Origin of the sequence: Streptomyces sp. NPDC005722 (genome assembly GCF_040630935.1) — a bacterium.
Lineage (GTDB): Bacteria > Actinomycetota > Actinomycetes > Streptomycetales > Streptomycetaceae > Actinacidiphila.
In genome coordinates this window covers 23,765-38,991 of record NZ_JBEXYN010000012.1, presented here as the reverse complement: position 1 = coordinate 38,991, position 15,227 = coordinate 23,765, and the positions used below count along the sequence as shown (strand labels likewise).

Below are 15,227 nucleotides of genomic sequence, written 5' to 3'. Positions count from 1 at the left end.
GCAAAAGGAGTCGGGGGCCGCCCTCGCGGACGAGCCCCCGACCTTCTTGCGTCGATTCCTCAGCGGCGTCCCCTCAGCGGGAACATCGTCATTGCGCCATCTGCACCACGGTAGTGGACCCTCAACTCATAGCCTTGCGGCAGAATGAGCGGAACTGCGGTTTGACACGAGTACGGACCCGAACACGGTCCGCCGCGATGGTTGATCACGATGTCCAACGATGTCACGCCCTTCAGATCCATATACCAGGCGATCTTCGTTTCCACGTGCGTGGCAGCATCGAACGGCCCGGATCGCGGATAGTCTTCAGCAGCGCCCTGGAGAAACCCGTCGATCATATCAGCGAGATTTCCACCACCGCTTCTCATCCTGTGACCGACCGGCGTAGCCGTGCCGTCTTCGGCGATGCTCACTACCTGACCCACCGTCGGATCGTGATCACCACGCACCGGCAGGCCGGCTTCGATGTCTCCAACGCCGCAGTTGTGAACGAGTACAGACACACTCGCTGACACGACATAGTACGTATGGACATCGGAGACGGTCAGGTTGTGGACCGTGGCGCCCTGACTGGTCCAACGCTTGACCGCCGCGATCTGGACGTACGTGCCCGCGCTGGTCTGCAGCCACTGACCGGACTTCAGGTCGGTGGCGTCGACCCACTTGCCGAGCTCCGCCACCCAGAAGGGGTGCCCGTCGGTCGCGGTGACCTGGGCCGTCCTCGAACCCGCCTTGCCGTCGACGTCGATCGTCAGCCTGACCAGGTGCTTGAGGCCCTCGCCCTTGATCGCGGCACTGACCGTCTCGACCCGGGTCTCGCCCGTCCTCGGGTCGGTCACCTTGACCTTGTCACCTGGCTTGACCTGCTCGATCGGCATGATCGAGCCGTCGGCCATCAGAACCTTCGTACCGGGGACGAAGCTGTTGCCGACCGGGCAGGAACCGCCCTCCCCGGCCTTGCCGGAGCCCGAGCCGCCGCTGCTGCCTCCGTGGCTGCGCGAGGAGCCGCCGGACTTGCCGCCGCCTCCGCCGCCACCGCCGCCCTTGCCCCCACCGGAGTGCGAGGAGGACTTGGGTGCGGCCTTGGCCTGGGACTGCTTCTGGACGGGGTTACCCGTCTTCCGCTTCGCGGCAGCCGCTACATCGGCTCTTCTCTTGGCTGCCTCGGCCGCCTTCTTCTTGGCCCTTTGCGCGGCTTCCTTCTTCGCTCTCTCGATGGCCAGCTTCTTGGCCCTGAGCGCGGCCGACTCGGCTGCCTTGGCCGCCTTGAGCACCGCCTCGGCGGCCCGCTTGGCGACCTTGAACGCCTTGATGGCGTCGATGGTGCGGTTGACCGCCTTGATCACGGCCGGGATCTTGCCGAGCTTGGCCCACGGGATGGCGTCGACCGCGATGCTGACGCAGGACCACATGTCGCCGCCGAAGCAGGCTATGGCGTCGTTGATGCCGATGAAGTCCTTCAGCGTCTCCCACGCGACCGCCAGGATGACGGAGGTGAGGGACTTGCCCTGCATGGACTGTGCTTGCGCGACCTGCGCCGCGGACAGACCCGCGCCGGCAAGGGCCGCGGCCTTCTCCGAAGCGGTCAGGACGATCGACTCACCGGTCGGGTCGGAGTACGTGACCGGGTTGTTCTGCGCGTACCCGTACCCGTTGGACTGCAGCGGGTCGTTCAGGTCGAGCAGCGGGTCGACGGACAGGAAGCGTCCGACCACCGGGTCGTAGAGACGGACACCGAGCGGCTGGTAGCCGGAGGAGTCGTCCCGGGTCTGGCCCAGGAAGCCCCTGTGGCTCTGCCGGCCCGCATTGGCGGTGCCGCGTTCGTTGCCGAACGGGTCCTGCTTGCGGACGCGCACCGGCATGGAGCCGTAGAGACCGACCTCGGTGTACGCGCTGCCCTGGTGGTCCGTGGTCTGGGCCACCAGGACGTCCGCGCCGGTGCCGTAGGCGTAGCGCACGACGGAACCACCGGGGACGCCGTAGGTGCGCTCGGTCTTGACCAGGACGCCGCCCTTCTGGACGGTGACCTCCGCGTCGCCCAGGTGCAGCGTGGCCTGCTTGCCCTGGATGGTGAGCAAGCGGGAACCGTCGGGGCCGTAGATGTGACGGGTGTCGTTCTGCGGCTCCCACAGTTGCGCCGCGGAGGAGCCGTCACAGGTCGCCAGCACGACCGGGGTGGAGTTGGCGTTGACGGCGCCCTGGACCGCGAGGCACAAGCTGGGGGTGCCGGCCAGCATGAGCTGCCCGACGGCGTTGCGCTGCAGATCCTGCGCGGCGGAACCGTCGCACTTGCGGATCTGGAGCGCCGCCCCGATCGACGCCGCGGTGGGCTGCAGGCACCAGGTGTCCTGCGTCGAGAGGGTGCCCCGGTTGGAGTTGGTCTGCCCCGGCGTGGGGGTGAACTTGAAGTTCTGCGCGCCCGACAGGTTGCACGAGTAGAGCTGGATCACCTGGTTGGCCGACGGAATCCCGCCCTTGAGGTCGAGGCACTTCTGCCCCAGGCCCACGTACGGGGTCTTGCCGCCGCTGCCCTGGCCGGTGATCCGGTCGACCTGACCGTCGTAGGTCCAGGTCAGCTCCTGCTTGTCGCCGTTCTGGATCGAGGTGACGGTCTTGGTCTCACCGGTCAGCTCGTACAGTCGCGTGGCCTCGGCCGTGACCTGCGCACCCGCCGGGGTCTTGTACGTCTTCGACACCTTGGTCAGCGTGTGCGGCTGGTCCTTGGCGGCGTTCTTGCCGTACGCGTAGCTGGTGACGGCGTTCTTGGCGGTGTCGCCGGTGAGGTCGTTCTCGGTCAGTTCGGTGCGGTTGCCGAGCAGGTCGTACTCGTACTCCTGCCAGTAGCCGGAGGCGTCCGCGCCCGCGGCGACCGGGAGCGTGCCGTCCGCGTTCTTGTTGAGCGAGCCGTCGGGGTTCCTCGGGTTGACGCAGGCCGCCTGGTCCTTGGCGGTCCAGGCCGACTTCAGCTGGCCCATCGGGTCGTAGACGAAGCACTGGCGCTCCGCGATCCCGTCGGACTTCTCCTGGATCGAGGTGACGTTGCCGGCCGGGTCGTAGGTGTACGCCCGGTTGGACACCAGGTTGTCGCCGACGACGTTCTTGTCGTCCGTCTTCTCGCGGTAGACCGACTGCTCGGTGAGCTCGCCGCTGCCCTCGTCGTAGGCGTTCTGCGTCCACACACGGTACGGCTGGGCGCCGAGCGTGGAGCGGAGCACCTGGCCGTAGGCGTCGTAGGCGGTCTCGGAGCCGTACCAGTCCTTGCCGGAGATCGAGAGCGGATTGCCGTCCTTGTTGTAGCGGACGACCAGCTTCTCCGCATCGAAGTTGCCCACCGCCGGGACGGTGGACTCGTCCAGCATGCCGTTGTCGTTGTACGTGTAGTCGTACCTGTATTCCTTCTTCAGGCCCCAGGTGTCGACGATGGACTGCGGCAGGGACAGCGTGGTCGAGGTCGGCTGGTAGTCCTGCGTGTAGCCGTTGACCGTCTGCGTGTACGCGAGGCCGTCGGTGTACCGGGTGGCGGTGGCGGGCATGCCCTTGCCGCCCGTGGCGGAGTCGTACGTGAACTCCGAGAGCAGGGTGCCGGCGGCGTCGTTGAGACGCTGCTGCTTGGGCCGCGACAGCTCGTCGTAGCTGTTCCAGACCTTGACACCGCGGTCGTTCGTGGTCGTCTGAGGCCGGCCGAAGGCGTCGTACGTCGTACGGGTCGTCCCCGAGTCGGGGTCGGTCGCCGTCTCCACCTGGCCGCTGTGGTTGTACGTCCACGACCACGGGTGCGACTCGTCCGCCGAGGCGGTCGCCGTCTTGACCTGGCCGCGAGCGTCGTACTCGTAGTCAGTCGACGTGAACCCGCCCGGAGCCTCCGGGTTGATGGTGTCCGTCCGGACGGTGCGGCCGAGCGCGTCGGTCCAGACCCGGTAGGTCGAGTCGCCCTGCGGCTGGATGACCTTTGACCAGTCCTCGCCGTACTCGTAGCGGACGGCCCGGTCCTCGTACGCCTTGGAGAAGGACTCCTTGGTGTTCGGGTCGACCCACTTGAGGTACGGCGTCTCCTTCAGAACGCGGCCGAGGCCGTCGTAGGTGTAGCGCGTGATGTTGGGGACGGCCGTGTCGGCGAGCGGGCTGAAGAGCTCGCCGGGCTTCGCCTCCTGCGTCAGGTAGGCGTTGTTGGTCTGGTAGACCTCGCCGGAGGGGTTGTACAGGGTGTCGGTGATCAGCCAGCCGGCGCCGTTGTCGGCCTCCTCCTGCGTCTGCCGCTCACGGCCGAGGCCGTCGTAGAGGGTGACGGACTTCTCGATCCGGTCCTCGTAGCCACGCGCGTACGTGGTGACGTACGGAGGCTTGCGGATCTTGATCTTCGGGTCGGTGGGGTCGGTCTCCTCCGCCGGAACCGTGTAGACCGCACGGAAGTCCGCCACGCCGGAGCTGGGGGTGCGGCCCGGCGCCCAGGCCTCGGCGAGCCGGCCCAGGGGGTCGTACACGGCCTCGCTGACCTGGAGGTTGGCGTCGGTCGTCTTGACGGTGACCGAGCGGCCCGGCTCCAGTTCCTGGATCTGGCTGTGCCCGAGGACATTGGTCGTGGTGATCTTGAAGACCTGGCCGGTGGCCGGCCCCATGGACTCGTAGGCGATCGTGGCGGACTTCGGGGTCTGCTGGGTCAGCTGATCCGCCGGAGTCTGCTTGACCACGCGTCCGACGTCGTCGAACTCCGTCCTGCCGGTGGTCTGGAAGCCGGTGCCAGCGCCGTTGAGCGTCCACGACTCGGTGGCCAGCCCACGGGTGGTGGCACCGGGCTCCGTGCCGTAGGACGTGCCGTCGTACGCGGTGCGCTGGCCGCCGCTGAGCGTCGACAGGTCCGACCAGTCGGCGTTCTCGCAGGTCGTCGGTGAGACCAGGACCTGCTTGGACAGACCGATGAGGTTCTTGTCGGTCCGGTGCAGGTACTCCAACTTGGTGCACGACTCGTCACCGGTCTTGTTGGCGGCGGTGTCGCCCAGGGACTCGACCAGGGTCGGCAGCCCGTAGGTGGAGTCGTACGTCGTGGCCGTCTTGACCGTGCGCAGGGTGCGTGGGTCCTCGGTGTTGGTGCCGGACGACCTGGTGTACGCGATCTCCTCGGGCTCCGTGACCCGCCAGGCCCGCAGCGGGGTCAGGCCGTCGTCGCGGTCGCGCTTGCCGAGTTCGGTGGCCTCGGGCTTGGTGACCGAGCGGGACAGCCATTCGGAGTCGGCCTTGGTGGAGTCGGTGTACGTGATCTCCTCGGCGATCCGGCCGGCGAACGGCTCCTCGTCCTTGGCGATCTCGGCGCCGGTGATGTCCTTGACGGACACACTGCCGCCGAGGCCCCGGAAGAACCGGGTGACGGACTTGGAGCGCTGGTCGGCGGTGTCCGGGGTGTCCTCGACGACCGGGCCCGTCAGGACCGTGGTCTGCTCGACGCCCGCGAACTGCGAATAGGTGCGCTGGGACTTCTTGGTGAACTCGGCCTCGGCGAGCTTCCAGGCCGGGTTCTTGTACCGGTACTCCGTCCTGGTGGTGAAGTTGCCGTCGATGTTGGGCAGTTCCTCGACGGTGTCCACGACGTACTTGTGGAACCAGTCGATGTCCTCGACCTCGGGGTCGGGGTTCCAGAACGACGGGAAGCAGAGCCGGTCGTTCACCTTGAGCTGGGCCTGCAGCCGGGCCATGGCCGTGGCCCTGTCCTCGCCGGGCCGCTGGTCGAGCACGGGAAGGTCGCCGGTGGCGCAGTCGCCCTCGATCGGCTTGTACGTGACGATGGTCTCGCCGCCGTACTCGTTGACGACACGGCCGATGCGCAGCCGGGAGAAGCCGGGGCGCGTGGGGTGGACCTCCTTGACACGGTTCGGCATGTCCTCGGCGTTGGGCTCGAACCGCACCGTGTTGAGCTTCACGCTCGCGTCGGTGGTGCCCTTGCGGGCGTAGCCGGTGCGCTGGACGGACTCCAGCCACAGGGCCGTGTTCGGGCCGGTCACCAGCCTGGCGAAGCTCTGCTTCAGCTGGTACTCGTCGACGACCTGGCGGGCGACGGTGTCGGTGCGCCGCTGGGCCGAGGTCGTGATCTTGTCGAGGCGCTTGCGGGTCCAGAAGGACGGACCGGCGTTCCAGCACTTCTTGCCCTCATCGCAGCGCAGGTCGACCGGGGTGTCGAACCAGGGCCGGTAGTTCCGAGGGTCCTTGGAGATGAAGTTGTCGTTGGAGCAGGTGACGTCGTCGACGGTGTAGCAGCGCTCCTCCACCTTGAAGCCGACCCGGGCCGGTGCCTCCGCCGTGAAGATGGTGTTGCTGCGCTGGCCGTAGTCGATGTGGTCGAGCCAGCCGTCGCGGTCGTAGGGGACCGGGGCCTTGAAGTTGAAGTTGCGGGCGTAGTGGTTCGGGGCGTCCTTCTTCCACCACAGCGACATGGCGTTGCCGTGGACGTCCTCGATGTAGTCGAGGCCCCAGCGCCAGCCCTGCGTGCACCAGGAGTTCGTCCAGTCGGTGGTCGTCGGGCCCTTGTAGCAGTCCTCGTCCGCGTGGTTGCCGTAGACCGGGACCGTGAGCACCGAGTCGGTGGTCGGGTCGTCGGCGGCGGTGCCGTGGTCGGACCAGCCGGGGAGCTTGTTCTTGCCGAAGTGGTACTTCGTGCCGTCCTTGGTGGTGACGACCCAGTACTCGCCTTCCCTGGCGCCGTTTCCGGTGGCCTCGCCCTTGACCAGCCGGATGGTGGAGCCGTCGCCGTTGGCCGTGAACCACTTGCCCTTGGTCTTGTCCCAGACCAGCTCGGTGGTCATGCCGCCGAGGGAGAGGGTGGCGTTCTCCGAACCCCAGCACAGGTCGGCGGTGCGGTGGGTGGCGTTGTTGGAGCCGGCCTTCTTGGAGTCCTGGCGGCAGTTGGCGTACGTGCGGGTGATGGACCCCGCGTTGTAGTCCCAGCCGTCGCCGATCCAGGAGGCCTGGTTGTTCGTCGAGGACGTGCGGCCGTCGACGGACTGCGAGGAGTACGCCAGGTTGACCTTCGGCATCAGGCCGCCTGCGGTCTCCGGGACCTGGATGTCGTACGAGTAGGTGAAGGCGCCGGAGGAGGAGCCCGACGACCAGGAGCCGGAGGACAGCAGCGGCGAGGCCGTGAAGTCACCGGTCGCCGACGAGCCGGTGTCCAGGCCGCCGATGGCGGCGCCGCCGCCTGCGGAGACCGCGGGCTGGACGCCCTCCCGGTAGGAGGCCTTGGTCGCCCCGGAGGGGACGGAGTCCTCGTCGACGAGGCTGGAGACCGGGACGGTGCCGCTGAGTATCTTGTGGGTGGGGACGTACTTCGCCGTCTTGGCCTTGGTCGGCGCGTCCTCGGCGGCCACGGTCGTCACCGTGCTGCGCAGGCGCTGGAAGTTCTTCTTGCCGTTCTTGACGTTCTTGTCCCCGTCGGAGAGGGACATCGTGCTCGCGCCGCCGCCCTCGGCGCAGTCGCCCGCATTCGGGTCGGAGTAGACGCACTCGGGCAGCAGCATCAGGCCGAAGCGCTCGACGGCCTGCGGTCCGTACAGGTCGGCGAAGCCCGCGGTGTCGATGCTGACCGCCACTTCGGCGGCCGGATCGACGGTTGCCGGCGGGGTGAGCTTCATGATGATGCCGGACACGCCCGCGGTCTGCGAGGTCGTCTGCGGGGCGACGCCCACGGTCCATTCACCGGCGAGGGCGGCGGCGTCGCCGCCCTCGGGGACGCCGATGGCGACGGGCAGGTCCTCGACCGGCTTGGTGGTACCGGGTTCGCTGGTCGCGTCGAGCGTGACCGGACGGGTCCCGGAGGTCCACGGCGCGGTGGCGGTGGGGGTGTACGACGTGACCGGGTTCTCGGGCGCGAGGGTCAGGGTCTTGTCGGCAAGTTCGTCGCCCTCGACCTCGGTGGCCTCCGGCAGATCCGGGAGGTCGACCTCGGCAATCGACTTCTCGCGGTTCATGCCGGGTCCGGGAACGGCGAGCGCCTCACTGCCCAGGCTGGTCATCGTCAGTGTCGAGGACAACAGGAGTACGACCCCCGTACGGCTTCGCCGCCGGCGCCATCGTTGTGACTCCGTCATGGCTGGGCGTCCCCGCCACAGCCATGACAGCCGACCTGAAGCACGCATACGCGTCGACTCCCACCCTGGCAATTCAGACAACGGACGAGGTGCGGAAACACCGAAAGGCACACCCCTGGCTCAGGCGCATGCGTGTGCACCTTCTGTCATGTCCGCCGCATACGCAAGATCGACGCGGGGCGGCAAAGGCCCGCGGAAGTGATCTGGGACACGGGCCGTAACGGATCAGATCGCTTCAGTAACGGCCAATCAGAAGGATGGCGAAAATCCAGTGATCACCACCAATGCGGCCCCAGAAAAGCCCTGAACCGGACTCAGCCAACAGCCGGTCAAGTGCGCTCCACACCCAGGTAACGGATTCATAAAATCTTCACCCGTGGACGTAAATGCTTCACATGTGTGATCGTGTGCGCGCCTTCTGCCCCGCGGCCTGCCGACCGGGGCTGTCTGTGCTGTCCTCAATCCGCTTGGTTCCCACGGGAGTAGACCGCCGTGACCGCGCCGCCTCGCTTTCTCAGCCCATTCGTGCGCACGCGCACGCGGCTGTCCCTGACCCTCGGCCTCATGCTGGCTGCCCTGACCGCCGCCCTGTTGCCCTCGTGGCAGCAGGACGCCACTGCCCCGACCGTCGCCGGCGGCCGCACCACCGACGTCACCCCCGCCTCCACCGGCCCGCGCGACGAGGCCGCCGCGATGGCCCAGGCGCGGCGCACGCACAAGCAGGTACGCGTCGACACGGCGACCAGCGCCACCACGCTGACATGGGCGCTGCCCGACGGCCACTTCAAGACCCGGATCACGGCCGCACCGACCCGGGCGAAGAACGCCGAAGGAGAATGGGCCCCGATCGACAACACCCTGAAGCGAACGAGCAAGGCTCCCAAGGGCCTTGGCATCTCACCCGCGAACCCGGCCGTTCCCGTCCGCTTCGCGAGCGGCGAAGCCGGGAAGACGCGCGCCGACCGCTCGTTCGCCCGCACCGAGACGCCGGGTGAGACAGTGCTCGCCGAGGTCGAACTCGACGGCCACACCGTCGCGTACACCTGGCCGGGCGCGCTGCCCGAGCCGGTCCTCGACGGGCCGCGCGCCCTGTACTCCGAGGTCCTCCCAGGCGTCGACCTGCTGCTCGTCGCCCGCGAGGAGGGCGGCATGGCACAGGTCCTGATCGTCAAGACGCCTGAGGCCGCGCGGCAGGAAGCGCTCAGGACCGTCTCGTACGGCCTGCGCTCCGCCACGGCCGTGTTCCGGCAGGACCGCAGGGCCAGCCGGGTCCAGGTCCTGGACAAGGGCGGCAACGAGGTCGGCACGATCCCGACGCCGTTCGCGTGGGACTCCAGCGGCCGTGACCCCGAGCTGCCCGAGGGCACCGCGGACCGCACGTCCGTCGCCACCGCAGCCGACGTGCTGAAGCTGTCGGGCCTGACCGGCATCGAGCCCGGCGCGCAGTCCGCACCGCTGCCGATCACCCTGGACGGCGAGAACACCCACACGGCCAGGCTCGCCCTCGGCTTCGCCGCCTCCGGTCTCGCGGCGCGCAAGGGCGTCACGTACCCGCTGTTCGTCGACCCGCCGCTGAACCCGGGCTGGGACGCGTGGACGGTGGCCTACAAGCCGTACCCCAGCACCAGCTTCTTCAACGGCACCAATTTCTCCTCCGGCACCTCCGACGCCCGCGTGGGCCACGAGGACGACACCGGCGGCACCGCACGCTCCTTCTGGCGCATGGACTGGAACAAGGCCATCAAGGGCGCGGACATCACCAGCGCGACCTTCAAGGTCCTCAACAACCACTCCTGGTCCTGCACCACCCGCGAGTTCCAGCTGTGGCGCACCGGCGCGATCTCATCCGGCACGACGTGGAACGCACAGCCGAGCTGGTCCGACGAGATACAGCGCAAGTCCTTCGCGCACGGCTGGTCGTCGAGCTCCTGCCCGGACGAGTACGAGGCCTTCAACGTCAAGGACGCCGCCCAGTACGCCACCGACCGGGGCGATTCGACCGTCACCCTGGGCATGCGGGCCACGAGCGAGTCGGACACCCAGACCTGGCGCAAGTTCAAGGCGACCTCGGCGACCATCGAGGCCGTCTACAACCGCAACCCCTCCGAGCCCACCGCCGGTTCCTCGAAGCCCGGCGGTCCCTGCACGCCCGGCCCCGGTGCGGGCGTGACGGTCGGCAAGACCAACATCACCCTGACGGTGACCGCCAAGGACCCCGACAGCAACATGAGCAAGGTCCGCTTCCGGTTCTGGAAGACCGGCGGCACGGTCCCGGCCGGTGTCGAGAAGACGATTGCCGCCACCGGCGGCACCGCCTCGCACACCATCCTGGCCACCGATCCGCTGCTGAAGGACATCACCGCCAACACCACCTTCTCCTGGGACGCCATGGGCAAGGACTCGGCGGGTGCGACGTCCACCGTCTACCCGCCGGGCACCGAGCCCTGCCGCATCACGGTGGACCCGAGCGGACCGTCGCAGCCCATCGTCACCAGCGACGTGTTCCCCAGGGCCACGTCGGACGGCGCCACGTGGGCGACGGTGAAGTTCGGCAAGACCGGACCGATCACCTTCGAATCACCGGGGGCCGCGAGGTTCACCTACGCGTGGGGCGGGGTCGGCGCGGTCCCGGTCAACGCCGACGCCGACGGCATCGCCACCGTACCCAACCTCCAGCCGCCGAACGCCGGCCCCAACACGCTCCAGGTCTACGCCTACGACAGCGTCGGCAACGCGAGCGTGCGGACGGACTACACGACCTACGTCCCGCCGAGGGACAACGCCGACTCGCCGGGTGACACGGGCGGCGACGGCACCGCCGACCTGCTCGTCATCGACAACACCGGGGTCCTGCGGACGTATCCGGGCCAGCCGGGCGGCGAGCTGTACGGCCAGCTCACGTCCTCGTACAGCATGGACGCGGGCGGCAAGCCCACGCTGAACCCGGCCGGTCACTGGTACGACGCGACGACCGGCAAGGCCGCACTCATCGCGCACTACCAGGACGCCTATCCGGGCGACGGCACCACGGACCTCTTCGCCGTCAACCCCGACGGCGTGTTCCGGCTCTACCCCGGCGACGGCTACGGCTCCTTCGACGTCGACCAGCGGATGAAGATCCGCCTCCCGTCGAACGCGCCCGCGCCGTCCACCTGGACCCAGCTCAAGGCCATCGGAGACATCACCGGCGACAAGCTGCCCGACCTCGTCCTGCGCAGCGGCACGAGCTTCTGGGTGCTCTCCGGCTACAGCGGGGCGACCTTCCGGACCGCCACCATGATGAACCCCGACGCCTGGGCCCGCCGCGACATCGTCAACCTGGCCGACATGAACAAGGACGGCACGCCCGACCTGCTCTGGCGCAACCTGGACAACGGCAACATGTACGTCCGGCACGGCAAGCCCGGCTCCGTCGCCGGCAGTGTCGACCTCAACTCCCTGATGCTGGCCAACAACTCACTCAACGGCGACGTCCCGTTCGGCACCAGCTGGACCGAGGCCAACGTCAACTCGGCCATCGGCATCCCGGACATCAACCAGGACGGCATCCCGGACATCTGGGCCCGGTTCGCGTCGGACGGCCACATGGCCATCTACAACCCGTCCACCACCAACACCAACGCACCGGTGAAGACCGTCATCGGTTCCGGCTGGAACGACAAGCTGGTCTTCGGGTGATCCGGCCCGTCTGACCCGGCCCGTTCCCCACGGGTTCCCGGCCCCGCCGAGCTCCGGCTCGGCGGGGCCGTGTGCTGCGCCGTGACGGGAACGGTGCCGGGGGATCCGCCCGACTGCACGTATCCCCCGGCGTCGACGTCGGCCCGCGAGACCCGGCCCGGGTCCTGGAGGCCGACACCACACCAAGAAGCCCCCGTGCCGGGACGACACGGGGGCTTCGCCGTACGCGGGCGCGGGGCCCGCTGGTACGGCGGCACGGGGCGCCCCGCGCGCACGGATCGCGCGGAGCACCCGTGGGACTGTCCGGGCCGGCGGCCGGGTCAGACGATGATCTGCTTCTCGCGCAGGGCCGCGATCTCGTTGCCGTCGTACCCGAGGTCCGCCAGGACCTCGCTGCCGTGCTCGCCCAGCAGCGGGGCGCCCTTGATCTCGGGCGTGAAGTTGGAGAACTTGATGGGGCTGCCGACCGTCAGGTAGGTGCCGCGGTTCTTCTGCTCGACCTCGACGATGGTGCCGCTGCGGCGCATGTCGGGGTCCTCGGCGAGCTCCTTCATGCTGAGGACGGGCGCGCAGGGCACCTCCCACTTGCGCAGGATGTCGACGGCCTCGTACTTGGTCTTGTCGGCCAGCCACTTCTCGATCTCGCCGAAGATCTCGAAGATGTGCGACTGACGCGCCTTGGCGGAGGTGTACTCCGGGTCCTCGACCCACTCGGGGTGGCCGATGGCCTCCGCGGTGCGCTTCCAGTTCTGCTCCTGGATCGTGAAGTAGATGTAGGCGTTGGGGTCGGTCTCCCAGCCCTTGCACTTCAGGATCCAGCCCGGCTGGCCGCCGCCGCCGGCGTTGCCGCCGCGGGGCACCGCGTCGCCGAACTCGCCGTTCGGGTACTGCGGGTACTCCTCCAGGTAGCCGACCTTCTCCAGGCGCTGCTGGTCGCGGAGCTTGACGCGGGTCAGGTTGAGCACGGCGTCCTGCATGGACACCGAGACCTTCTGCCCCACGCCGGTCGCGTTGCGGTGGATGATCGCCGTCAGGAGGCCGATCATCAGGTGCATGCCGGTGTTGCTGTCGCCGAGGGCGGATCCGCTGATGGTCGGCGGGCCGTCCCAGAAGCCGGTGGTGGACGCGGCGCCGCCGGCGGCCTGGGCGACGTTCTCGTACACCTTGAGGTCGTTCCAGGACGACTCGGCGTTGAAGCCCTTGACCGAGCCGAAGATCAGGCGCGGGTTGAGCTCGTGGATGTGGTCCCAGCCCAGGCCCATGCGGTCCATGGCGCCGGGGGCGAAGTTCTCCACGAGGACGTCGGCCTCGCGGATCAGCTTCTCCATGACCTCCTTGCCCTCGGCGGTCTTGGTGTTGATCGCCAGCGAACGCTTGTTGCTGTTGAGCATCGTGAAGTACAGCGCGTCGAGGTCGGGGTCGTCACGGAGCTGGTTGCGGGTGACGTCGCCGCCCTGGGGACGCTCGACCTTGATGACGTCGGCGCCGAACCAGGCGAGCATCTGGGTGCACGCGGGACCGGCCTGGACCCCGGTGAAGTCGATCACCTTGATCCCGGCGAGCGGCTTTTCACTCATGGTGGCTTCCTTCTTGTCTGTTCGCGGTGCGCGGGTGTGCGGTGCTGGGGAACGCTGCTTCGGGGTACGGGGCTCCGCCGGGCGAAGCGGTCACTTCTTGGCCGGCACGATGTTGCCGACGGTGATCCCCTTGGGGTTGAGGTGCGCGATGTGGCCGCTCTCGGTGCCCGCCGACGGGTCGATCACGCAGTCGATGAGGGCGGGGCCGCCGGAGGCGAGCGCCTCGGTGAGGGCGGCGGTGACCTCGGCGGGGGTCGTCGCGCGGTAGCCCTTGCCGCCGAACGCCTCGAACATCACGTCGTGGCGCGCCGCGGACATGAGGGTGGTCGGCGACGGGGCGTCGTCGTAGGGGTTGACGTCGTCACCGCGGTAGACGCCGCCGTTGTTCATGATGACCGTGACGACCGGCAGCTTGTAGCGGCAGATCGTCTCGATCTCCATCCCGCTGAAGCCGAAGGCGCTGTCGCCCTCGACGGCCACGACCGGTGCCCCGCTCTCCACGGCGGCGGCGATCGCGTAGCCCATGCCGATGCCCATGACGCCCCAGGTGCCGCTGTCGATGCGGTGCCGCGGTACGTGCATGTCGATCACGTTGCGCGCGATGTCCAGCGCGTTGGCGCCCTCGTTGACGAGGTAGATCTCGGGGTTCTGGTGGATGACGTCGCGTACGGCCTTCAGGGCGCCCATGAACTGCATCGGGTGCGGGTCGGCCTTGAGGCGCTCGGCCATCTTGGCGACGTTCTGGGCCGAGCGGGCGCCCAGTTCCTCGCGCCAGGCGGTGGGCGCGGCGATCCGGCCCGGCTTCGACCGCTCGATGAGGGCCTCGACGACCGACTCGATGTCCCCGACGAGCGGGGCGGCGATGGGCTGGTTGCTGTCCATCTCCTTCGCCTCGATGTCGATCTGGACGAACTTGGCGTCCGGGTTCCACTGCGGCGCCTCGCCGTGGCCCAGCAGCCAGTTCAGCCGGGCGCCGATCAGCATGACGACGTCGGCCTTCTTCAGCGCCAGCGAGCGGGCGGTCGCCGCGGACTGCGGGTGGTCGTCGGGCAGCAGGCCCTTCGCCATGGACATCGGCACGTAGGGGATGCCGGTGGACTCGACGAACTCGCGGATCTGCGCGTCGGCCTGGGCGTAGGCCGCGCCCTTGCCGAGGACGATCAGCGGCCGCTGCGCGCCGGCCAGCAGCTCGATCGCGCGGTCCACCGCCTCCGGGGCGGGCAGCTGGCGCGGCGCCGGGTCGACGAGACGGCTCAGCGTCTTCGCGCCCTCCTCCGCGTCCATGATGGAACCGAGCACCGCGGCGGGGATGTCGAGGTAGACACCGCCGGGGCGCCCGGAGACTGCGGTGCGCAGGGCGCGGGCGATGCCGCGGCCGATGTCCTCGACGCGGCTGATGCGGTAGGCGGCCTTGCAGAACGGCTGCGCGGCGGCGAGCTGGTCCATCTCCTCGTAGTCGCCCTGCTTGAGGTCGACGAGGTGGCGCTCGCTGGAGCCGGAGATCTGCACCATCGGGAAGCAGTTGGTCGTCGCGTTCGCGAGCGCCACGAGTCCGTTGAGGAAGCCCGGGGCCGACACCGTCAGGCAGATGCCGGCCTTCTTGGTGAGGTAGCCGGCCGCGGCCGCCGCGTGTCCGGCGTTGCTCTCGTGGCGGAAGCCCACGTAGCGGATGCCCTGCGCCTGGGCGAGCCGTGCGAGGTCCGTGATCGGGATGCCGACCACCCCGTAGATGGTGTCGACGTCGTTCATCTTGAGCGCGTCGACGACCAGGTGGTACCCGTCGGTGAGCTCGGCCGGTGCGTCGGCGTTCGCCGCGGTCTCCAGTGGTGAGGGGGCGGTCATGGTCCGAGGTCCTCCTTGGGCAAGTCATGCGTGCGGCTGCTTCCCCCACCATCCGCAG

The 15,227-nt window shown here is 68.7% G+C and carries 4 protein-coding genes; 1 reads left to right on the top strand and 3 read right to left on the bottom strand.

The annotated features are described in order from the left end of the window. Positions 1-59: 59 nt before the first annotated feature. Complete coding sequence (locus ABZ479_RS16240; RefSeq protein ID WP_500462205.1) at positions 60-7,997, bottom strand: polymorphic toxin-type HINT domain-containing protein; 7,938 nt, start codon at positions 7,995-7,997, stop codon at positions 60-62. Positions 7,998-8,564: 567 nt separating this feature from the next. Here ABZ479_RS16240 and ABZ479_RS16235 point away from each other — a divergent pair. Continuing rightward, positions 8,565-11,750, top strand: a complete 3,186-nt coding sequence (locus ABZ479_RS16235; RefSeq protein WP_500462204.1) for a DNRLRE domain-containing protein — start codon at positions 8,565-8,567, stop codon at positions 11,748-11,750. 320 nt (positions 11,751-12,070) lie between these two features. On the opposite strand, the gene frc is transcribed toward ABZ479_RS16235, so the two are convergent. After that, positions 12,071-13,327 (bottom strand): formyl-CoA transferase, encoded by a 1,257-nt coding sequence (frc, locus tag ABZ479_RS16230; RefSeq protein WP_500462203.1) that lies wholly within the window; start codon positions 13,325-13,327, stop codon positions 12,071-12,073. A gap of 90 nt (positions 13,328-13,417) precedes the next feature. After that, complete coding sequence (gene oxc, locus ABZ479_RS16225; RefSeq protein ID WP_499610687.1) at positions 13,418-15,169, bottom strand: oxalyl-CoA decarboxylase; 1,752 nt, start codon at positions 15,167-15,169, stop codon at positions 13,418-13,420. Positions 15,170-15,227 lie beyond the last annotated feature (58 nt).